This window comes from Pedobacter sp. FW305-3-2-15-E-R2A2, from assembly GCF_038446955.1.
Lineage (GTDB): Bacteria > Bacteroidota > Bacteroidia > Sphingobacteriales > Sphingobacteriaceae > Pedobacter.
On the sequence record NZ_CP151803.1, the window covers coordinates 2,424,181 to 2,444,074 of the forward strand.

A 19,894-nucleotide genomic window follows, 5' to 3' on the forward strand; every position below is an offset into this window, starting at 1 on the left:
ATGGAAAACATCTTTCAATCCCCTTTAACCATTATTTTCGTATTGGTTGTCGTCCTTTTCGTCACCATCTCCGCCTTAATTGCCCGCTACAAAAGATGTCCGTCTGACAAGATTTTAGTGATCTACGGAAAAACCGGGGGAACCTCCGCAAAATGTATTCATGGTGGTGGTGCTTTTGTATGGCCTGTGATTCAGGATTTCGCTTATCTGGACCTTAAACCGATCTCTATTGAAGCAAACCTGATGAATGCTTTAAGTCGCCAGAACATTAGGGTGGATGTTCCTTGTCGCTTTACCATTGCAATTTCGACAGAAAGCGATAGCATGAACAATGCCGCAGAACGTTTATTAGGAATGGCACCAAGCGATATTCAGGAATTGGCTAAAGATATTCTTTTCGGTCAGCTGCGTTTGGTGGTAGCGACCATGACGATTGAAGAAATCAATTCCGACCGTGATAAGTTTTTAGATAACATTTCTAAAAACGTAGATGCAGAGCTTAAAAAGATCGGTCTTAAACTGATCAACGTGAACGTAACGGACATTAAAGATGAATCCGGATATATTGAAGCTTTAGGTAAAGAAGCTGCAGCAAAAGCCATTAACGAAGCCTTGATCAGTGTTGCTGAGCAAACTAAAATCGGGGAAACAGGTAAAGCAATCGCCGATCGTGAAAAAGATGTTCAGATTGCAGAAACACAACGTGAGCGTGATGTGAAGATTGCGATTACTCAAAAAGATAGAGAAATCAGTATTGCTGCTGCTGCTAAGGATGAAAAAATTGGTAAAGCTGAGGCCGATAGAGATAGTCGTATTAAAATGTCGGAAGCCAATTCCCTTGCCGTTCAGGGAGAGAATCAGGCGAAAATAAACATCGCGAACTCCGATGCGTTACGTCGTGAGAAAGAAGCAGAATCTTTAAAAATTGCTGTTTCTGCGGAAAAGGTGCAACAGGCACAAGCATTAGAGGCGGCTTATCTGGCCGAGCAAAAAGCAGAGCTTGCCCGTTCTGAACGCGAACGCTCCACACAGATTGCGAACATTGTGATCCCTGCGGAAATTGCGAAACAGAAAACCATTATTCAGGCACAGGCAGATGCGGAAACGATCAGAGAAAATGCGAAAGGTGAGGCGGATGCGATTTATGCAAAAATGGAAGCCGAAGCAAAAGGATTGTATGAAATCCTGACCAAACAGGCAGAAGGTTACAAGCAAGTGGTTGCTGCTGCTGGCGGAGACCCTACACAGGCCTTCCAGCTGTTGTTGTTAGAGAAATTACCTGAGCTGGTAAGAACACAGGTTGAAGCCGTTAAAAACATTAAAATTGATAAGATTACCGTTTGGGATTCCGGAAGCGGAAATGCTGAAAACGGAAATTCATCTACTGCAAACTTTGTTTCAGGTATGATGAAAACTGTTCCGCCGTTAAATGACTTGTTTAATATGGCTGGTTTAAACCTGCCTAATTACTTGAAAGGAGCTAACGATCCTGAGGCGCCGATTGTGGTGCCTCCGGTAGTGATTGTTCCTCCGGCAAGTTCAGCTACCGGCGATCAGACCATTGTCTAGCACAGATAGTGCCTTTATTAAATAAAAAGACCGCCTCATAAATAATGAAGGCGGTCTTTTTGGTAAGATGGAAAATACGTATTGCATTTTCGGTTTGTACGGGTTTTTAGGAATATCGAAACCATTTATTTTGGGCAGATGTTATGCACCTGTTCAATTTAATTTAAAGTTTAAGCCATGAAAAATTTATTCATCACACTATTCGTGTTGACTGCATTTTGCTGGTCAGCATTTGCAATTGATCTTCCCAGACAAGATACCACCCGAAAACCCCAGGACACGACTAAAAGACATCATCCTAAAAAGCCAGGAATGCATAAAAAGAAAATGACAAACAAAAAGAATAAGCCTAAAAAAGACACTTTAAACCGGAAGCCAATAGATACCATGCTAAGAAAACATCAACCCATGTAGGCAAATTTAAAATACCGGTAATTAACTATTACCGGTATTTTTATGCAGGAATTTTATCTCTTTTCCTTATATAGAAACTTCATCAGGTGATTTTTTGTTAAAATCATCTTTCTTGGTCAGTGTAGCAGATTTTCTCTTGGCCCATTCTTTATCTTCTCTGAAATCCTCGTCTGGATGAAAATAATAATCCCTGCGTCCAAGTTTAGAATCCAAAACTGATCCGAATTTATCATTAATGCGCTTGCTCATAATCGTTATTTTTAATCCGTCTTATGATTATAACAATCCTGCTGAAATTAGGTTTTATTCAAAAACCTAATTTTAGCTGTTTTCTTCTTCTTTTCCGATTCCCCGATTAATGTTATTACTTTGTAGCAAGCTATCTCTATAAATGAATAAAACTACACCTGCCATTAAACAAGATATAAAAGTTAGCGTTGATGCTATTGTTTTTGGCTACAATCAGGAAAACGGAATTTCCGTGCTCCTGATTAAAAGAAAGATTGAACCTTTCGTTGGGCAATGGGCGTTACCCGGTGGATTTGTACACAATGAGGAGAGCCTGGAAGCGGCGGTAGAAAGGGAGCTTCAGGAGGAAGCAGGAGTCTCTATCAATTACCTGGAACAACTCTTCACCTTTGGTAAACCCGATCGGGATCCCAGAACCCGCATCATTTCAGTGGCTTACTTCGGACTGGTTAAATCTGCCGATTTCAGCTTGTTCGCCTCCACGGATGCTTCTGAAGCAGCCTGGTTCAATATTTACGACCTTCCTGCACTGGCTTTCGACCATCAGGAGCTCGTAGCGAAAGCCATCGCCCGTTTAAGGGCAAAGATTACTTATGAACCTATCGGTTTTGAACTCCTTGATACCAGATTTGTCTTCTCTGACCTGGAGCAGCTTTATATGAAATTATTAGGCCGTAACATCGACCGAAGAAATTTTAAACGTAAAGTGATGTCTTTAGGCCTGGTTATTGAACTGGATGAAAAGGCACCATCAATAGGGGCCGGCCGACCGGGGAATCTGTATTCCTTCGATTATGAAAAATATAAACAGCTTAAAGTGAATGGTTTCGATCTTAATAAACTCCTTTAGTATCAGTTGATTATGGGTTTTAAAATTAATTTGTGTAAAATAAACACAAATTAATTTGCTTAAGAAAGAATAAAGACTTTAATTTGTGTCATTGTAACGCAAATAGATATGAAAGTATTAAATTTATCAACCGGATTCAAGCCCTTCGATTCTTCCCTGGAAGAGATAGAAAGCAAAAGCTTTTTATTTAGCGGAGGTGAAGTACACATCAAATTACAAGATCGTGCAGAAGAAGTATTGGTTTCTGCCAGACTGAACGATTCCAACGAGGTGATGAAGTTGTTATTGGCTGTAGATGCATTGCGCAGAAACGGCAGCAAAAACATCAGCGCATTTATTCCTTATCTTCCCTATGCCCGTCAGGATAGGGTGATGGTAGGAGGAGAGCCATTATCTATCAAAGTGATGTGCAACCTGATCAACAGCTGCAACTTTGAAAAAGTGTATGTTTTTGATGTGCATTCTGAGGTATCCCTGGCTTTACTGGACAACTGCGAACTGATCAGCAACTATAGCCTGGCGAAACAAGTACTGAGCAGCCATACGGATTACCTGTTGGTTTCTCCGGATGCGGGTGCCCTTAAAAAGATCTATAAACTGGCCGAAGCCTTAGCGTATCACAATGACATCATCCTTTGCAACAAGGTAAGAGATGTGAGCAATGGAAAGATCAAACAGATCACTGTTGATCAGGATGACCTGGGTGGCAAAGACTGCTTCATTATTGACGATATCTGCGATGGCGGTGCCACCTTTGTAGGTGTGGCGAAAGAACTTAAAAAACGCAACGCCGGAAAGGTCAGCCTCATTGTTTCTCATGGCATCATGTCTCATGGAGAAACAGAACTGGTAGACTGGGTTGACCATATCTATACCACCGATTCTATTAAAAACGACAGCTCAGATCTGATCAGCAGAATTCCGCTGGCCGACCTGATCGAATTGTAATCCCCCCTAACTTAAAATCTATTATTATGAAAAATATCCTTCTTCAAACCGACGTTTACAAAATGGGCCACATGGAACAATATGCTCCAGGTTGCAATAAAGTATATTCTTACCTCACCGCACGCAGCGATAAAAACTTCGACGAAACTGTTTTCTTCGGACTTCAATATTATATCAAACAGTATTTATCTGAACCGATCACTCCGGAAATGGGAGAGGAGTTCCTGACTTACCGTAAACTTATCCTGGGCAACAATTCTCCGGAAATAGAAAGTAAAATCAGAGCGCTTTGTCAGCTGGGCTATTTGCCGGTAGAAATTAAGGCGGTAGAAGAAGGAACGATCATGCCGGTAAGAAACGTGCTGATGACGATCACTAATACCCATCCTGATTTCTACTGGGTAGTTGGATTTATGGAAAGCTTGTTACTGAAACTTTGGTACACGATCACTGTAGCGACTTGCAGTCATGAGTATCGTAAAATCGTTACCCGTTATTTCAGCGAAACAGATGAGATTGAAATGGAAGCGGCCAAAGCTTTCCAGGTTCATGATTTTGGTTATCGCGGGGATGCCTCAGAAGAAGGAGCAGCGATCAGTGGAGTAGCACATTTGCTGTCTTTCCTGGGGAGTGATAACGTACCTGCCTTGCCTTGTGCGGTAGAATACTACAATGCCGATATTCAGGGTGCCCCAATCCTGCTTTCTGTTCCTGCAAGTGAGCACAGTGTGATGTGTTCTTTCGGAAGAGAGGATGAGATCGGCGCTTTCCGTCATATGCTGGAGCTGTATCCTACAGGAATCGTATCTATCGTATCTGATACTTTTGATGTGTACAAAGTGCTGACAGATTTCGCGGAAACCTTAAAAGAGGAAATCCTGAAAAGAGATGGAAAAGTGGTCTTCAGGCCAGATAGCGGAAATCCGGAATACATCATCTGCGGAAACCCTGAAGCGGAAGAAGGAAGCAATGAATGGAAAGGTGCCATCCGTTTGTTGGATGAGAAATTCGGCTCTACGCTGAACAGCAAAGGATATAAAATATTAAACCCGAAAGTAGGCCTGATCTATGGTGATGGCATGTATATCGAAAGATACCTGAGGACTTTGGAACGCCTGAAAAACATGGGATATGCAGCCAGTAACCTGGTAATTGGAGTAGGTGGAATCTTAAGAAACCACAGTCGCGATACCTTAGGTTTTGCCATCAAAGCTACTTATGTGGAAGTGAATGGTGAGCCAAGAGAGATTGAAAAAGATCCAATCACGGATCATAAAAAGAAATCACTGAAAGGAATGCTTTGCCTGAGGAAAGAAGGAGATACCTATCTGACCAAAGATCAGTGTAGCCCTGCTGAAGAAGTAGAATCTTTACTTCAGGTGGTCTATCGTGATGGAAAGCTGATCAAAGAAACCAGTCTGGAAGAGATCAGAACACTGATCAAAGTACAGGAAGAAGTAGCTGTAGCTCAACTTTAAAGTTAGCTGGATTAAGGGTATGTCGTTCCGGGCATACCCTTGCTTTCTCCTGTAGCCCATCACCCTGGAGTTGTTAAACAAATAATGCTGGTGGTAAAGGAGAACTGAAACCGGGAGGAATATTTCAGGGTAAACAGGTAACTTATTCTTAAATAACCCGTATAAAGACGGTATGCTGAGGAAAATTGAAAAGCCTAGTTTTATCTCATACCTCCCCTTGTATGAAAGAATCTTTCAAAAGAATCCTTATTGTTGAAGATGATCCCGCGCTTTCCGAGTTACTTAAAGATGTTCTTGAACAACATCATTACCATTGTCTGTTTTTACCTTATACAGACGAAATTCTGAAGGTTGTGCATGATTTTCGGCCGGAAGTGATCTTGCTGGATTACCTGCTTCCCGTGATGAATGGTGAAGAGCTGTGTGCATGTGTTAAACAAAATAAATCAACCTGCAACATTCCGGTAATTATTTATTCTGCATTTCCACAAACGCTTTTGCCTGTTAAAGATTTTATGTGTGATGTTTTTATAGCCAAACCTTTTGATTTAAATAATCTGTTGAACCAGCTTGAGAAGCATGTGTTGCGTTACAGGCGCAAAAATCGCTACGGAAAAACACGTGTTTTCCTCTTTTAGAATCCGTAATTTCCGGTAAACTTTCAACTCCTTCAAACCACCAGCAGGTGCGTAGCTGGTGGTTTGAAGTGAAAACTTTTTCTCTGCTCCCTTGTTGAATAATGGGTAAACCAGCAAAATAATGGCAAAACAAAGCGCAGGTATTTTATTGTATAGAAATACGGTTAAAGGACTGGAATTCTTTCTTGTCCATCCTGGCGGACCTTTCTTCCGGAACAAAGACCTGGGATATTGGACCGTCCCAAAAGGGGAGTTCTCCTCGGATGAATTGCCATTAGATGCTGCCGTCAGAGAGTTTGAGGAGGAAACCGGCTATCGGCCGGAAGGAAAATTTATTGAACTTCAACCGATTGTACAAAAAGGAGGCAAGCAGGTCTGGTGTTGGGCTGTTGCCGGTGATCTGGATCATAAAAGAATCCACTGTAATACCTTTGATCTGGAATGGCCACCCAATTCCGGTAAAACCGTTGCCTTTGAAGAAGTAGATAAAGCAGGCTGGTTCAGTCTTGCAGAAGCAAAGCAGTACATCAACGAGAAACAATTTGCGTTCTTGCTGGAATTGAATGCATCTCTAACCTAGGAAAGCTTAACGTTGCTGAACTTATATTTCGATGATGAGCTCCCTGTCATAGCCATTGTGTTTTTCATTAAGATACCCATGTGGATTGCAGATCACTTCTGTCTGGTCGATTTTATACCTGCATGGCGTGTGAATGTGGCCATGTATCCAATACAAAGGATTGTATTTCGAAATTAATGCTTCAAGATTTGATGCATAGGCAGCAGTCACCGGATCATTTTTATATAATTCAGGTGAGGATTTCAGACTTGGTGCATGGTGAGTGATGACCACATTTTTATAGCCTCTTGATTCTTCCAGACTTTCCGCTAACCATGCTTTGGAAATCTGATGCATTTTAAAGGTGTCTATACTTCTCAGTTTAGAATAACCAGGATCCCGGCGGATGAGTTTATAGTCGTTCATCTGCGTTTGACAGATAATTCCGTATTCCACCGGACTTCCGAATAAAGAAAAATCGGTCCATAGTGTGGCACCATGAAACCTGATTCCATCGAACTCCACACGGTTATTTTCAAGAACGGTTACATTTGAGTTTCCCGAGGCCTCGATGATCTTATGAAGTGTCTTTGGATAACTCCCTTTGTAATATTCATGATTTCCGAGAATATAAAGCACAGGTTTGTTCGGAATGTATTTTTTAACCCACTCAATTCCCTTTGTACCAAGGTTGGTATCTCCCGCTAAAATGACCAGGTCGGCATTTTCAAAGTTTAATTCTGAAATGCCAAACTCCTGATGGAGGTCGCTTATAATCTGTATCTTCATTATGGTGTGCGTATTACCGTTAAAGATAGATTTTTTATCGATGGAACGCGGGCGGGTAGATCAGTGATTGGTAAAGTTACCATTAAGAAGGGGCTACGAATTGAGCTAAAAGCCCCTTCTTAGATTCAAAGTAGTCGATTTAATTATGCCGGACCTGGAAAACCTACTCCAGGTTCTGGTGTCCATCCTGGATAAGGATCATCACAGCTAGGATCGGCAAGGCCGTTCGCTACGCAATACGTTCTCCAGTTCGTTCCCCAACGGCAGGTATATTCATGCGTTCCTTCCGGACAACCGGCTGGATCATTAGGGTTTACCTGACCGCCTAAAATTTTCTTTGCTTCCGCTCTTGTTAGCAGATTTTTCTGATTTTCTTTGAATTTTTCCATAAAAGCGTTTGATTATTATGAAGATACAATATAAAATAAAAAAGATAGAAAATCTAATTGTAACGGATTGTCTTATTTGTTCTTAGCAAAAAACTAGTATTTCTCTCCTTTTAGCGCATAAAATTGATTATTTTGCAATATTCACCTACTTGTCTAAAGCATGCTCTTACTAACAGAAATCGAAAAAGTGATCCCTGTCTCCAAAGAAATGGAAGGGGCGATCCGGGAGAAGTTTGTAAAACGAAAGGTTTTCAGAACAGAAAGTCTACATCAAACCGGAAAGATCGCCAGAGAATTATTCTTTATAGAGAAAGGCCTGATCCGAATCTTTTACCACAATGCTGCAGGTAAAGACATCACCTATGGGTATTATACCGAAGGAGATTTTGTAACCATTCCTGAGAGCTTTTTTACCCAATCGGCTTCCAAATATCATATGGAAATGCTGGAAGACGGATTAATCAATTCTATTTCTTTTACCGCTCTGAATCAGCTGCTCATCGATTTTCCCGAAATGCAGCGCCTGGAAAATAAAACCCTGCAAAGCTTCCTGTTAAAGGCTGGTGAGCGGATTGTTGCGCTTCAGTTTCTTAGTGCGGAGGAAAGGTATGACACTCTGATGGAGACACAACCGAGCATCATCGGAAGAGCGCCTCTTGGAACGGTCGCGTCCTATCTTGGCATTACGCAGGAAACACTGAGTAGAATTAGAAACAGAAAAAAGCTCGCTTTTGATCCAGATCAAAAGAGAATTGCTTAATTAACCAGACCTTTGCCCCTTCATAAAATCCTTGTGTAATGAAAGCTTTTTTAAAACACATTTTTGTACTCTTTATCGGATCTTCTCCTTTAATTCTGCATGCACAGCAATCTGGTCCTCCGGGATTAACGGAGCTGATTGATAGTGCAGTGAATAAGGACCATATGCTTGCCAATAAGCGGCTGGATATAGAATTTTCTAAAATCGATCGTAAGAAATTATCAGAAGTATACCTGCCTAATGCAGAAGTATCCGGTAAATATGCATTTCTTGCCAATGGCGTTAATTTAGGATTACCAGGGACGTCTTTATTCGACCTGATCAGTATTCCGGAAATCAATTCCGGGTTCACCTCCAGCGCGAATCTTTTTAAAGCAGACCTCAGTCTGAGCAGTGTCTTGTATGCCGGAGGGAAAGTATCCGCACTTAAAAGTGCAGTAGATGCGAAAACAAAGGCACAGACCGCTTTACTGGAGAAGGACCGCCAGCAGATCATTACCGAAATTTCCAAAGCCTACGATCAGCTCGCCTTGCTCAGGCAGGTGAAACTCCTGCTGGATAAAAGCCGGGAACGTTATGACATCAATAAGAAAACGGCTGATAAAGCTTTGAATTATGGGTTGATTACCAAATATGAACATCAGAAAGTGGAGGTGGCACAGGCTACACTTGCTTCTAAAATACAGGAGTACGAAGGAAAAAGAAATCTTTTATTACATCAACTGGAAATGCTTACGGGAATTAGCCTGGAAAGATTAGGGTTGATAGAAAATGACCTTTCTCCGATTCAGACCCTAAGTTCTCAAAATACCATAGAAAACAGACCGGAATTTTCGGCCCTTTCCGCTGCCATAGAAGCGCAGGGTTTTAAGCTGAAAGCGGCACAAACCTGGTGGAAACCGAAAGTACAGGCTGCGGCATCATTGGGTTATCTAAACCTGTTCGATGTGGACATGAAAGGAAAACATGATCTTCCCGTAATTGGCAGGTTTAGCAGTCATACGAACAAGATAGAGGTTGCACCAAACTTTACCGTTGGCGTCGGTTTTAAATGGGATATTTTTGATGGAAATAAAGGTAAAAGAGAAGTTCAGCAAGCGAGAATAGAGGTGAAAAAAGCCGAAAATGAAAAAGCCGAAGCGGAGGAAAAGCTGAAACTAAACCTGATCAAGACACAAACGGATTACAATAATTCTAATTCAGAATTGGTGCTCAAACAAAAACAAATGAAGATGGCAGAAAATGCCTTGACACAGGCAGGCAAGGAATTCAAAACCGGATTGATCAAAGCAGCGGATTTGATCGGTGCAGAAAGCGATTACCAGGGTGCTGCGCTTGATTACCTTCAAGCCGTTTTTAACCAGCGCCGCAATGCCATAGAATTATTAAAAGCTACCGGTAGCCTAAACCGTTCTACCATTCAATAAATGAAACATATGATGAACACTTCATTCAAAAGCGTATTATTTGTACTCATCCTGGCAGTATCTGCCTGTTCGAAGCCCGAAAAAAGTACAGAAGGTAAGATTAAACGCGAAACCCTGGCCTTTGCGCCAAAGGTAACCGGGCGTGTGTTAAAGATTTATGTGAAAGAAGGTGATTTTGTAAACGAAGGGGACACTTTGGCCATGCTGGATGTACCTGAGGTCAATGCGAAATTATCCCAGGCAAAAGGAGCGGTAAAGGCTGCCGGAGCGCAACGCGATATGGCAAAAAACGGGGCGACAGCGAATCAGTTGAAACAACTCCGGGCCAAGAAATCCGGAATCACCGAGCAGTTTAAATTTGCGGAGAAATCTTTCAGCAGGGCGAAAGCAATGTTTGCCGATAGCATGATGACCCCGCAGGCATTTGACGAAGCTACTGCTAAATATAATGGGGCCAAAGCGCAGCTGACGGCAGTAAATGCAGAATATAATGAAGCCGAAAAAGGAGTACGTCCTGAAACGCAAACGGCTACTCAGGGGCAGGCGGAACAAGCATTAGGTGTATTACAGGAGGTGCAGGTTGCCTTGTCTGAAAGGTACATCATTGCGACCAACGATATGCAGGTAGAGACCATCAGTCTCCGGGTAGGAGAACTGGCTACGGCAGGCTATCCCTTGTTTAATGGTTATCTGCCTCAAACAACTTATTTCAGGTTTACCATTCCGGAAAGTAAAATCGCTGCTTACAAAAAAGGAGCCGCAATCGAAGTTACCGTGCTTTATAATAAGGAAAAGTTTAAAGGTAAAATACAGACGGTTAAACAGCTGACCCGTTATGCAGACATTACTGCTGCTTATCCGAACTATGATGTGGAAGAAGGGGTTTATGAGGTGAAAATCATTCCGGATGATCAGCAAGCTGCAGAGAAATTATTAGTCAACGCGACCATTATTCTGTAATGATATGAAAAACTTCTTTGCATTGATAAAAAGGGAATTTGGGTTGTTCTTTGCTGATAGCACATTGCGATCTGTATTTCTGCTGGCACCGATTATTTATGCTTTGCTTTTCGGCTTTGTTTATCAAAAAGGAAAAGTAGAGCATCTGCCGATCATCGTGGTAGATCTGGACAATACGCCGCTCAGCAACCAGCTAATTGACATGCTTGGCGAAAATGAAAAGCTTCAGGTAGTCCGTGTTAAAAATACCAATAATGGGACGACTGAAACGATGCGTCAAATGAAAGCGGTAGTTACGGTTGTGATTCCCGAAAGATTTGAGGCATCAGTCCTGCAAAAACGCTATCCGGAAATCAATACTTATATCAATACCACTAACCTGCTAACAGCAAACATGGCTTCGCAAGGAGTGCAGACAACGCTTGGCACATTCAGTGCCGGGATTAACATGCAGGGATTAAAGAAAAAAGGAATGGGTGCGGAGCAGGCAGCCACGCAATACGAACCTTTTAAAGTGAATTATATCCGCTTGTATAATGAAACGGGTAACTACTTTACTTACATGTGGCCGGGCGTGTTGGCTGTTGTGCTGCAGCAGGTCTTGCTATTGGGACTTGCCGTAAGCTTTGCCAGGGAATACGAGAATAAAACCCTGGAAACCGAATTTTTAGGCCGTGCAGGAAATGCCTTTTCTGCGATTTTGATCAAGGTGATTCCTTTCTGGATTATGAGTGTTTTTATACTGGGTATCTACTATATTTTTCATCATATCTTCAGGGCTCCGATCCCAAGCCCTTTAATGAACTATGCGGTTACCACAGGGCTATTCATTGCGGCAACCACTTTTCTGGGGGTGTTTATTAGCGCACTACTGCCGAGTGCTTTAAAGGCTACTCAGGTACTGATGCTGTTGGCTACCCCTGCGTTTATTATTGGAGGCTATTCCTGGCCACTGGAAGCCATGCCGATCGGTGTACAATGGTTATCCTCAATATTGCCACTCACGCCATTCCTGAATGCCCACAAAGTGATGCTCTTTCAACAAGGATCGCTGGCAGATGTAATGCCTTCCATCCAGCATTTATGTATACTGATATTGGTGTACGGGGTATTGGCTTTAATCACAGTCCGGATCAAGATTTACCAGATGAAAAAGAATGCCGGGAAAGGGGAGAACGTTAGCACTGATCAATAAAACCGGCAAGCTGCTGATCTTAAACTAACATCGAAATTCGCTTTTACTAAAACTATTCTTCTGTTGATTGGGTTTTAAAGACAAATACTTTGTTTTATGCAGCCAGAACAGCCTACAGATTTAAATGCCTTATGGAATCTTGTCAAGGATTACGCTTATATCCGGCTGCAATCTCTCCAGCTACTGGCGGTAGAAAAAGTATCGAAACTTATGGGCGATGTGATCAGTACCCTTAGTCTGATCGTTTTTATATTAATGGCATTTTTGGGCGCTTGTTTTACCCTGGCATTCTATCTTTCTGAATTGCTGCAAAGCTTTACCAAAGGTTTTGGTTTTGTGGCTTTGCTGCTGACTTTTATCGCGTTCCTGATCTTATGGACAAAAGATAATTTAGAGAATAGGATCGTCAATCTTTTCATCAAGCGCTACTTTGACAAGCATTGTGATGAGGAGGATCCGGATGAAGACTGCTAAGAAAATCACATTAAAGGGGATATGGGATATCCTAAAGAGATCTGTTAATGGAGTGATTGAGCATAAGGTTTTCAAGCTGAGTGGCTCATTGGCTTATTATACCGTGTTCTCTATGGCGCCTTTACTGGTGGTGATCATTTCCCTTTGCGGGATCTTTTTAGGGCAGGAAGCTGCACAGGGTGAAGTTTACGCTCAGCTGAATGAGTTTCTGGGCAAGGATACGGCACTACAATTACAGGACCTGGTAAAAAAGGCAGCGATAGGCGATAAGGGAAACGTAGCTTTCATCATTGGAATCATCACTTTGCTCATTGGCGCGACCACTGTCTTTGGCGATATTCAGGATTCTATCAATATGATCTGGGGATTGAAACCGAAGCCAAAGAACGACTGGCTAAAGATCCTGCAGAACCGTGTGCTTTCTTTTTCGGTGATCATCAGTCTGGGTTTTCTCCTATTGGTGTCATTGGCCATAACAGCAGTATTAGACGCGTTTAATGCCCGTCTTCAGGCTAACTTTGCAGAAGTTTCCGTCATTGTTTTTTATGTCTTAAATCAGCTCTTGACCCTGGTTGTCGTATCGTTGATTTTTGCGGTGGTTTTTAAAGTCCTTCCAGATGCCATCATCAAATGGAAGGATGTAATCCTTGGATCAGTGGTTACTGCTTTGCTTTTTATGATCGGAAAATTCGCGATATCCTTTTATATCGGAAAGAGCAATATCGGCAGCACGTATGGTGCTACGGGATCACTGGTGGTTTTGTTGCTCTGGACTTATTACTCTTCCATTATCTTGTATTTTGGTGCTGAATTTACGAAGGCTTATGCTGTGGTGTATGGATCAGAAATTTATCCCTCCAAATATGCAGTGACCACAAAAGAGGTGGAAATAGAAACCGGTAAAGCTTCGATTCAGGAAAATGATAAAGAAACGTTATAAGGACAAGTGATCCTTAATGCATGAGCGCTCTCACAATTTTACTGTGGAGTGCATCTCTAAGTAGAGTCTTGTTTTTTCCAAAATGTGCTTCTCGATGACAGTTTGGACATAGGGCTGCAACATTTTCTGGTGAATCTGGACCGTCATCTGCTAATCTGAAAATATGGTGAACTTCTAGAAACGGAATGCCGAATTCAGTTATAAATGGTCCCGGTTTATTGCAAAATTCGCAGACTCCATTCGCTCTTAATAGGGCATAGGTTTTTATTAGGGAACTCCTTTCTCTATACTCTTGGACTGTTAATCTTGTTTTATTTGGTGAACTCCTTTTATTTCCAATCCGTTCCTCTAAATCAGCTAGTGTTACTCTTTTCTCTAACTGTTTTGATGCTTCTATCTCAAAATTATTGAATATATTGTTTGATGGTATTAGATGAAAAACCACCAACTTATCACCTACGCGATCTCCTTCTGTGGCTGTTTTTAGATCCCAAGAAATAACATCAAATATACCTTCAAACTTGTAATTCTTTTTATTGTTACCTCTAGCTTTTGCTTCAAGCGTCGTTGGCTCTCTTGTACTAAACAACAATACATTTCTATTACCATTTGTTAATAATCCGTTGGCGTAGTTGTATGGATTTTGATCTCCTTTTGATCCCTGTCCAATATAACACCAGGTACCGTCTGGGTTTTTCTTGTCTTGATAACCTGCCTTTTTTCCGTGTTTACCTCCAGAAGTTATAATTACACATTGCGATTCTTTTGGCCCCCAAAGAATTCCTGATTGACCTTGTTTGCTTCCCACGTAATCAAGTAAACTTTCTCTGAAATATTCATTATCAATTTTAAAAGTAAACATTCTACAAGTGGTCGATTATGATTCGGATTTGTTATCTGTAATCTAAAGATATGTAAAAGAAACCAAGATATTGATCTCTAATATCGATATTTTTTATTTTGTAACTAAAGAAATGAATTATAGCGTTGGTAATTAAGACGCCTTTTCAGAGTTAAATCTTGATTTGAATCCAAGACTTATACTATGTTTTTCAATTGATTGGCTATGCAAGTGGGTTTTGCATACTCTCTCTGACATCGTATAATAACCATTAGTTGTGCAAAAGTAATGTGCATTTTATTGCTACCTTAAATCACTCTCTCTAGATTTTTTTCTACAGCCTAACAAGGTTATTAAAAGACTTATCGATTTTATTTGACTTTAGATTAGGTGACGTCTGATTTTCGTCGTCAAAGCCTTTAAATTGAAACATTCTACTCAATTGTATAATGCTGGGGAGTTAAAAAGATCAGCGGCCTCTTAACTTAAGAAACCGGTGATCTTTTTAAAGTGTGGTTGTGGTTTTCCGATATCAGTTGTTGCCACAGCACTATTGGTATCAGGTCTATTTGATTCTTTTGTACCATGGACCTAATGGGCCAGTCGTTGAAACCTGTTCTCCAACTTCTCCCCACGCTCCGGCGTAGTCTCTCCAGGGCTGAGATTCTAAATTTTCTGTTTTATCACTTACAACCCATTGGTATCCACCATCAGCAGCATGGTCTTTGTTTAAAATATGATAGTCGCCTGGGCTGCTGTAATGTGCGTGAGAGCCTCTTGCGCTGTAAACATAAAGCGTCTGAACATTTCCTGTATTTTCGACAATCAACTCGCTTCTGGGATAGTAAGTGTCATTTCCATGAGCACTTAACCAAGCGCCGGTAATGTTGTTGTCGATCACCTGTAAGGTAACACTTTCCCAATCTCCCTGATGCGACTGGCTGATTCCTGCAAAGTTCCAGTAATTATAGCCGTAGAATAACCAGAATTGCTTCCTTCCGTCATTCAATTCATAGACATAGGATGCTACATTATTGTTCGGATTGGAATCACCTGTTAAATTATCATCAGGCTCTAAAAAAACATTGAAGTCTCCTTTATTATCGTCTCTCGGGCGTCTGTTCTTTCCATCCTGTAAGGCATAACTGTTTATGGTTGATACAGGAATATCATAAAACTGAGGGGTATGGTCATTATTACTGTTGCGCCATCCGGGCAAAGTTTTGTCGTAACCACCGTCAGATCCCAGACCTACCATGTGTCTGAACCTGGATTTTTTTATAAAATCGAGAGGATTCATTGGGAAGTACTCCTCCGTTGGGTGTAATCTAACTACTACCCGAAAGGAATTTGCATTTGGATTCTGATAATTGAAAACGATCGTACCTGCCTGATAGGTAGTGTTTCCGTTTTCATCTTTTTGGTGAATCCGGCTAATGATGACTTGTTGAGGATTTGTGGTATAGAAAATGCCGCTGGATTCTTTAAAAGGGCCGGCGTTAACCACATTTGTGATCTGTGTAGGCTTTCCGTTAAATTTAACTACTCCTGTTAAGTAACGCGTATTTCCGTTTTCGTCACCCTGATGTTCTCTGCCGATGATTACTCTTCCTGCCGAAGCCGTAAATCCTGCACCGGATGATTCTTTGAACCAATTGCTCCAGATTCCATCTTCTACAGTAATCGTTGCCTCTATTGGTTGCCCTGTGTTATCAATTGCCTGAAGGCTGGCGTATTGATATTTTGTTTGTCCGTTTTCATCTCCGGCATGCCAGCGTCCGGTCATGACAGTATTGGTCGGACACTGAAAAAAGCTGTTCTTTTCCTTCATTTGTGCACTTTCACCACGTTGCAAAGGAATGATCGTAACCTGTGGAACACTGGCATCATTTGCCACGCTGAGTTCATTTGCGCTCTTTGCTGCCGTTTTGGAGCCTGGAATTTGTTCTTTCTCCTTCTTACAGGAAATTGCAAATGTGCTGATCATCGCAATGCAAAGAAATTTAATAAAAATGTTTGTTTTCTTCATATTCAATTATGTTATAATATGACGGTAATTTATAGAATATGTTTTTCAGATTTTCTTTGATTATCTCTGTAAATATTTATATGTCAATTCTCAGACTATTTGTTAATTAAATCGTAATGTAAAATACATTCAAAAGGGTGTATCGTTCCACGTTTGATTTTTGCCATTTTGATCTCAATAGTATTTAGTTTCGACAGGTACATCGGATGAAATAGTCTTATCTCAGAATGCAATTGTGTAAAGAAGCAAAATCATCATAAACCTTTTTAACTAGATGCAAAAAACGATTCTAACTATCACAATGGCTGTGCTGTGCCTGAATTTTACGCTGAAAGCACAAGAGCCCACAAAGCCGAAACTGCTAAAAATCCCTTTGATCAGGGGGAAGATTCTTGACGAAAAAAGATATGCCCTTCCCGATGCTTCCTTAAAAATTAAAAATACTAAAGCTGTAGTGATCACTTCCAAGGATGGGAGCTTTTTGTGCTAGTGTTGTTTGTTGGGGTTAAGAAAATGTTCTTTGGAAGATGCTGTCGATTTGTGGTTACGTATACTAGAGTTATACTTAACCATCTGTTAGGGGTTTATAGGGCCTTATCAGGCCTTAAGCCGCTCCAAAGGCAAATTCAAGGACTGTTGCTTCTTTATTTAGGCACATATAAAGGTAGCCGCATTGGAAGCAGGGCTTCAGTGGAAATAAACCGGATTTATAGCTGAAATACAGTATTGTTATAATTAATTCGTATCTTAAATTAAATTAATTAACACTTTGGTTATGGCAATATCTAAATATGGCCCATATGGCCATCCGAATGGAAAAATCGGAAAACTGGTCCATTACATGTTAAAGGGGCAGCCTGTTACACGTATGGTGGGCAGAAGGACTAAGTCAAGTCAGAAACAATTGGTCAATTGTCAGGCTATGGCGGTGACAATGGGCTTTTCAAGACCCGAAGGCGTCCTGAAGTTTATTAACGCAGGCTTTGAGCTGGAGGCGAGGGGTACGGTCAAAAATCCTCATAACCTGGCGACCTCTTACAATAAGAAGTTTGCGTTGAAAGGGGAGTATCCGAACCTTAAAATAGATTACAGCAAAGCAATGGTTAGTCAGGGAAGCTTATCCGCACCCAGAGACACGAAGTTGATCAAAACAGAGGCCGGATTGGAACTTAGCTGGGATCCTAGTCCCCTGGAGACTGGAAATCACGGGGACGATATCGCTATGGTTTTACTCTGTTATCCAGGCCTTGAACAGGCTTCGAGCTACCTGAATGCCGCAAAAAGAGAAAATGGTAAATACTTCATCGCGTTGTCGGGAGCGCTTTATGAGCAGCCTATAGAGGTTTATATGTGTTTTAAATCTGCTGATGGCAAGGCGATTTCCAATAGTGTATATTTTGGAAATCTGAATGGTGAAGCAGAAACAGCAGAAGAGCGACATCAAAAGAAAAAGTATGAGGACTTGAAAACGAGGTTTGATCAGGTTGCAGCCAGTTATTTAGCACATATTGGGCTTAGTGGCAATGCAATTGTCGTAACCAAGGCTTTCCGGAATCTGGAAACAGAGTATCTGGCATTAAAGAGCAAGCTGGATAATCTTCCCGGGAAACCCAGTTGATGAATATGTGGTTAATGGAAGAGTTATTCTAAAGGAAATGAGTTCGTTATTACATTCCTTGGGAGAGGTATGGGCTTTTTTTTTAAAATCACAAAGGTTCAAGTCCCTGGATTATAACCAACGGTCGTATCCATGTTCCGTGCTTTTAGTAGGAAATTTTTTTTATTTTTTTTGTATCAATTAACTTTTATCGATTCTTTAGGTAGTTGGTTTTTGGTTTTGTTTGCGGAGTTGATTATTTTTTTTATATCTTGTAGATGCAAGGCCAAATGGTTTTGAAACACTCCCAATCATATGATTTTAGAATTAGCGCTCAATGGTGAACTTGTCAATAATGACCTGTATTGCCCGTTTTCCAAATACAGGAGATTACCTGCAGTCCATACCAACCTCATTTTTGTCCAATTGTATTGATTAAAAAGAATACCTAGTCTAAGGTAATGTTATCTTTTTAGTTCCTCTCACGATCATATTCTTTGATATAAATTATTCCTCACCTAACATAATTATGAAATTTCTTTTTGCCTGTTTGCTCACATCATTCTCAATCTATTGTGGGGCCCAAGTAATGCCAACAACGAAGCTTCCAATATTAGTTCCTCCTTCACCTGAAGTGGCAGAACTTTCAAGATTTATGCAGGCATCAACACAAATGTTTACCGGAGCTTCAAATGTCCAGGTTCCGTTATATACTTTGCAGACTGGAAATATCAAGACAAATATTAGTTTGAATTATTCAAACAATGGTATCAAAGTTAACGATATTCCGGGCCGTGCAGGTTTAGGTTGGAATGTTCTGGCTGGCGGCAGCATTAGCCGGACTGTTCATGATGAGCCAGATGAAAAAAGCAGCTTTCTATCGCCACCTAATTTTGATGCACCGATTAGTGATACTGATTATCTCCTTTATCTTAAAACAGCACTTAAATACGGGTATGATACAGAATATGATATTTATTCGATTAACGTAGCAGGATTGTCCGGGAAATTCTTCTTTGATAAAACTGGAAATCCACGATTAATCGACCATTCGAAAATTAAAATTGAAAGAACTGGTGGTTTACTTAGTGAAATTTCAACTTTTACGGTAACTGATGAGGATGGCATTAAATATTTTTTTGGTCAAAATGATATTATAGAAAGAACCACTAGTGTGGTGTTAAATGGCATGTCACCGAAGTTTAATGTGCAGGCAACCACATGGTTTTTAACTAAAATACAAACTCCCGAAGGACAGGAGGTTTCCTTTAATTATAGTGGTGTTAGTTTCGAAGCAAATTTAGGTCCCTCACAATTTGTCACACTTCAAACTCCGCAAAATGCTACCGGGAGCCCATGCGGAGTTTGTAACCCTGTGATGGGGCAGGTTACTTATAATAAAATTTCATATGGTAGCTTTTATCTCACCTCCATACAAACCTCAAATAATCAAAATGTAAACTTCACCTACGAAGAAAGGCCAGATTTAAGTGGTGATGTCAGATTAACAAGCATCTCAGCTAACGATCAAAAAATGTATGTATTTGAATATTTAGATGTCACGCACAGTTCAACGGAAGTGAATAAGAAGTTCTTTCTTACAAAGATGTATACACAGGAAAGCGAGGGGGGGACAGTGGGAAGGTTAACGCATCTATTCGAATATAACAATCCAACAGCTGTTCCTGATCAAACCTCTCTCTCAGGATTATTTTGGTTACTTTAATAACGCAGGTAATAGCACGAATTTCTTTCCTAAGATTCCAAATTACGAACAATATGTTAATG

General features: G+C 40.9%; 21 protein-coding genes. 16 read left to right on the plus strand and 5 right to left on the minus strand.

All coding sequences use genetic code 11. The features are described 5' to 3' along the window. Together AAFF35_RS10075 and AAFF35_RS10080 are read left to right on the plus strand one after the other, a co-directional pair. A complete protein-coding gene (locus AAFF35_RS10075) occupies positions 1 to 1,569 on the plus strand; it encodes an SPFH domain-containing protein (protein ID WP_342332325.1) in 1,569 nt (522 codons plus the stop codon). A gap of 177 nt (positions 1,570 to 1,746) precedes the next feature. Continuing rightward, positions 1,747 to 1,983 (plus strand): hypothetical protein, encoded by a 237-nt coding sequence (locus tag AAFF35_RS10080; protein ID WP_342332326.1) that lies wholly within the window; start codon positions 1,747 to 1,749, stop codon positions 1,981 to 1,983. A gap of 66 nt (positions 1,984 to 2,049) precedes the next feature. On the opposite strand, the gene AAFF35_RS10085 is transcribed toward AAFF35_RS10080, so the two are convergent. Further along, complete coding sequence (locus tag AAFF35_RS10085; protein WP_342332327.1) at positions 2,050 to 2,232, minus strand: hypothetical protein; 183 nt, start codon at positions 2,230 to 2,232, stop codon at positions 2,050 to 2,052. A 142-nt stretch (positions 2,233 to 2,374) separates the two neighbouring features. Here AAFF35_RS10085 and AAFF35_RS10090 point away from each other — a divergent pair, with 142 nt between their 5' ends. The 5 genes from AAFF35_RS10090 to AAFF35_RS10110 all read left to right on the plus strand — a co-directional run bounded on the left by AAFF35_RS10090 (position 2,375) and on the right by AAFF35_RS10110 (position 6,726). Beyond that, a complete protein-coding gene (locus AAFF35_RS10090; RefSeq protein ID WP_342332328.1) occupies positions 2,375 to 3,082 on the plus strand; it encodes an NUDIX domain-containing protein in 708 nt (235 codons plus the stop codon). 108 nt (positions 3,083 to 3,190) lie between these two features. Then, positions 3,191 to 4,030, plus strand: a complete 840-nt coding sequence (prs, locus tag AAFF35_RS10095; protein ID WP_342332330.1) for a ribose-phosphate diphosphokinase — start codon at positions 3,191 to 3,193, stop codon at positions 4,028 to 4,030. 26 nt (positions 4,031 to 4,056) lie between these two features. Continuing rightward, the gene (locus AAFF35_RS10100; RefSeq protein ID WP_342332331.1) at positions 4,057 to 5,508 is read left to right on the plus strand and encodes a nicotinate phosphoribosyltransferase; all 1,452 of its coding nucleotides are present in this window, start codon (positions 4,057 to 4,059) and stop codon (positions 5,506 to 5,508) included. 221 nt (positions 5,509 to 5,729) lie between these two features. Then, positions 5,730 to 6,146, plus strand: a complete 417-nt coding sequence (locus AAFF35_RS10105) for a response regulator (RefSeq protein ID WP_342332332.1) — start codon at positions 5,730 to 5,732, stop codon at positions 6,144 to 6,146. A 121-nt stretch (positions 6,147 to 6,267) separates the two neighbouring features. Next, entirely contained in the window at positions 6,268 to 6,726 is a 459-nt protein-coding gene (locus AAFF35_RS10110; RefSeq protein WP_342332333.1) for an NUDIX domain-containing protein, read from the plus strand. A gap of 21 nt (positions 6,727 to 6,747) precedes the next feature. Here AAFF35_RS10110 and AAFF35_RS10115 read toward each other — a convergent pair whose 3' ends face one another. Both AAFF35_RS10115 and AAFF35_RS10120 read right to left on the minus strand, forming a co-directional pair. Next, positions 6,748 to 7,494 carry a metallophosphoesterase gene (locus AAFF35_RS10115; RefSeq protein WP_342332334.1) on the minus strand — a complete coding sequence of 249 codons (747 nt, stop codon included), beginning with the start codon at positions 7,492 to 7,494 and terminating at the stop codon, positions 6,748 to 6,750. Positions 7,495 to 7,637: 143 nt separating this feature from the next. After that, positions 7,638 to 7,883, minus strand: a complete 246-nt coding sequence (locus AAFF35_RS10120; protein ID WP_342332335.1) for a hypothetical protein — start codon at positions 7,881 to 7,883, stop codon at positions 7,638 to 7,640. Between the two features lie 160 nt (positions 7,884 to 8,043). Between AAFF35_RS10120 and AAFF35_RS10125 the strand changes: the two genes are divergently transcribed. The 6 genes from AAFF35_RS10125 (at position 8,044) to AAFF35_RS10150 (ending at position 13,639) form a co-directional block, all read left to right on the plus strand. After that, positions 8,044 to 8,643, plus strand: a complete 600-nt coding sequence (locus tag AAFF35_RS10125; protein WP_342332336.1) for a Crp/Fnr family transcriptional regulator — start codon at positions 8,044 to 8,046, stop codon at positions 8,641 to 8,643. Positions 8,644 to 8,681: 38 nt separating this feature from the next. After that, positions 8,682 to 10,070, plus strand: coding sequence for a TolC family protein (locus tag AAFF35_RS10130; RefSeq protein ID WP_342332337.1), 1,389 nt, complete (start codon positions 8,682 to 8,684; stop codon positions 10,068 to 10,070). Positions 10,071 to 10,079: 9 nt separating this feature from the next. Continuing rightward, positions 10,080 to 11,030: a biotin/lipoyl-binding protein gene (locus AAFF35_RS10135; protein WP_342332338.1), complete on the plus strand. Its 951-nt coding sequence runs from the start codon at positions 10,080 to 10,082 to the stop codon at positions 11,028 to 11,030. A gap of 4 nt (positions 11,031 to 11,034) precedes the next feature. Continuing rightward, positions 11,035 to 12,225: an ABC transporter permease gene (locus tag AAFF35_RS10140; protein ID WP_342332339.1), complete on the plus strand. Its 1,191-nt coding sequence runs from the start codon at positions 11,035 to 11,037 to the stop codon at positions 12,223 to 12,225. Positions 12,226 to 12,321: 96 nt separating this feature from the next. Next, on the plus strand, positions 12,322 to 12,699 hold the full coding sequence (locus AAFF35_RS10145; RefSeq protein WP_342332340.1) for a hypothetical protein: 378 nt from the start codon (positions 12,322 to 12,324) through the stop codon (positions 12,697 to 12,699). After that, a complete protein-coding gene (locus tag AAFF35_RS10150; protein WP_342332341.1) occupies positions 12,686 to 13,639 on the plus strand; it encodes a YihY/virulence factor BrkB family protein in 954 nt (317 codons plus the stop codon). Before AAFF35_RS10145 ends, AAFF35_RS10150 begins: the two co-directional genes overlap by 14 nt. 13 nt (positions 13,640 to 13,652) lie before the next feature. On the opposite strand, the gene AAFF35_RS10155 is transcribed toward AAFF35_RS10150, so the two are convergent. Together AAFF35_RS10155 and AAFF35_RS10160 are read right to left on the minus strand one after the other, a co-directional pair. Continuing rightward, complete coding sequence (locus tag AAFF35_RS10155; protein ID WP_342332342.1) at positions 13,653 to 14,501, minus strand: HNH endonuclease signature motif containing protein; 849 nt, start codon at positions 14,499 to 14,501, stop codon at positions 13,653 to 13,655. 544 nt (positions 14,502 to 15,045) lie between these two features. Further along, the gene (locus tag AAFF35_RS10160; RefSeq protein ID WP_342332343.1) at positions 15,046 to 16,509 is read right to left on the minus strand and encodes a hypothetical protein; all 1,464 of its coding nucleotides are present in this window, start codon (positions 16,507 to 16,509) and stop codon (positions 15,046 to 15,048) included. A 274-nt stretch (positions 16,510 to 16,783) separates the two neighbouring features. Here AAFF35_RS10160 and AAFF35_RS10165 point away from each other — a divergent pair, with 274 nt between their 5' ends. The 3 genes from AAFF35_RS10165 (at position 16,784) to AAFF35_RS10175 (ending at position 19,832) form a co-directional block, all read left to right on the plus strand. Further along, the gene (locus AAFF35_RS10165; protein ID WP_342332344.1) at positions 16,784 to 16,999 is read left to right on the plus strand and encodes a hypothetical protein; all 216 of its coding nucleotides are present in this window, start codon (positions 16,784 to 16,786) and stop codon (positions 16,997 to 16,999) included. Between the two features lie 285 nt (positions 17,000 to 17,284). Next, positions 17,285 to 18,127: a DUF6266 family protein gene (locus AAFF35_RS10170; protein WP_342332345.1), complete on the plus strand. Its 843-nt coding sequence runs from the start codon at positions 17,285 to 17,287 to the stop codon at positions 18,125 to 18,127. Between the two features lie 508 nt (positions 18,128 to 18,635). Next, positions 18,636 to 19,832, plus strand: a complete 1,197-nt coding sequence (locus tag AAFF35_RS10175) for a hypothetical protein (protein ID WP_342332346.1) — start codon at positions 18,636 to 18,638, stop codon at positions 19,830 to 19,832. The last annotated feature ends 62 nt before the right edge of the window (positions 19,833 to 19,894 follow it).

What these genes read in the sequence shown, in the direction of transcription:
- AAFF35_RS10150 (WP_342332341.1), top strand. Translation starts at nt 12,686, where the DNA reads ATGAAGACTGCTAAGAAAATCACATTAAAGGGGATATGGGATATCCTA.
- AAFF35_RS10115 (WP_342332334.1), bottom strand. Translation starts at nt 7,494, where the DNA reads ATGAAGATACAGATTATAAGCGACCTCCATCAGGAGTTTGGCATTTCA.
- AAFF35_RS10145 (WP_342332340.1), top strand. Translation starts at nt 12,322, where the DNA reads ATGCAGCCAGAACAGCCTACAGATTTAAATGCCTTATGGAATCTTGTC.
- AAFF35_RS10165 (WP_342332344.1), top strand. Translation starts at nt 16,784, where the DNA reads ATGCAAAAAACGATTCTAACTATCACAATGGCTGTGCTGTGCCTGAAT.
- AAFF35_RS10170 (WP_342332345.1), top strand. Translation starts at nt 17,285, where the DNA reads ATGGCAATATCTAAATATGGCCCATATGGCCATCCGAATGGAAAAATC.
- AAFF35_RS10075 (WP_342332325.1), top strand. Translation starts at nt 1, where the DNA reads ATGGAAAACATCTTTCAATCCCCTTTAACCATTATTTTCGTATTGGTT.
- AAFF35_RS10085 (WP_342332327.1), bottom strand. Translation starts at nt 2,232, where the DNA reads ATGAGCAAGCGCATTAATGATAAATTCGGATCAGTTTTGGATTCTAAA.
- AAFF35_RS10110 (WP_342332333.1), top strand. Translation starts at nt 6,268, where the DNA reads ATGGCAAAACAAAGCGCAGGTATTTTATTGTATAGAAATACGGTTAAA.
- AAFF35_RS10125 (WP_342332336.1), top strand. Translation starts at nt 8,044, where the DNA reads ATGCTCTTACTAACAGAAATCGAAAAAGTGATCCCTGTCTCCAAAGAA.
- AAFF35_RS10105 (WP_342332332.1), top strand. Translation starts at nt 5,730, where the DNA reads ATGAAAGAATCTTTCAAAAGAATCCTTATTGTTGAAGATGATCCCGCG.
- AAFF35_RS10090 (WP_342332328.1), top strand. Translation starts at nt 2,375, where the DNA reads ATGAATAAAACTACACCTGCCATTAAACAAGATATAAAAGTTAGCGTT.
- AAFF35_RS10100 (WP_342332331.1), top strand. Translation starts at nt 4,057, where the DNA reads ATGAAAAATATCCTTCTTCAAACCGACGTTTACAAAATGGGCCACATG.
- AAFF35_RS10130 (WP_342332337.1), top strand. Translation starts at nt 8,682, where the DNA reads ATGAAAGCTTTTTTAAAACACATTTTTGTACTCTTTATCGGATCTTCT.
- AAFF35_RS10175 (WP_342332346.1), top strand. Translation starts at nt 18,636, where the DNA reads ATGAAATTTCTTTTTGCCTGTTTGCTCACATCATTCTCAATCTATTGT.
- AAFF35_RS10135 (WP_342332338.1), top strand. Translation starts at nt 10,080, where the DNA reads ATGATGAACACTTCATTCAAAAGCGTATTATTTGTACTCATCCTGGCA.
- AAFF35_RS10120 (WP_342332335.1), bottom strand. Translation starts at nt 7,883, where the DNA reads ATGGAAAAATTCAAAGAAAATCAGAAAAATCTGCTAACAAGAGCGGAA.
- prs (WP_342332330.1), top strand. Translation starts at nt 3,191, where the DNA reads ATGAAAGTATTAAATTTATCAACCGGATTCAAGCCCTTCGATTCTTCC.
- AAFF35_RS10155 (WP_342332342.1), bottom strand. Translation starts at nt 14,501, where the DNA reads ATGTTTACTTTTAAAATTGATAATGAATATTTCAGAGAAAGTTTACTT.
- AAFF35_RS10140 (WP_342332339.1), top strand. Translation starts at nt 11,035, where the DNA reads ATGAAAAACTTCTTTGCATTGATAAAAAGGGAATTTGGGTTGTTCTTT.
- AAFF35_RS10160 (WP_342332343.1), bottom strand. Translation starts at nt 16,509, where the DNA reads ATGAAGAAAACAAACATTTTTATTAAATTTCTTTGCATTGCGATGATC.
- AAFF35_RS10080 (WP_342332326.1), top strand. Translation starts at nt 1,747, where the DNA reads ATGAAAAATTTATTCATCACACTATTCGTGTTGACTGCATTTTGCTGG.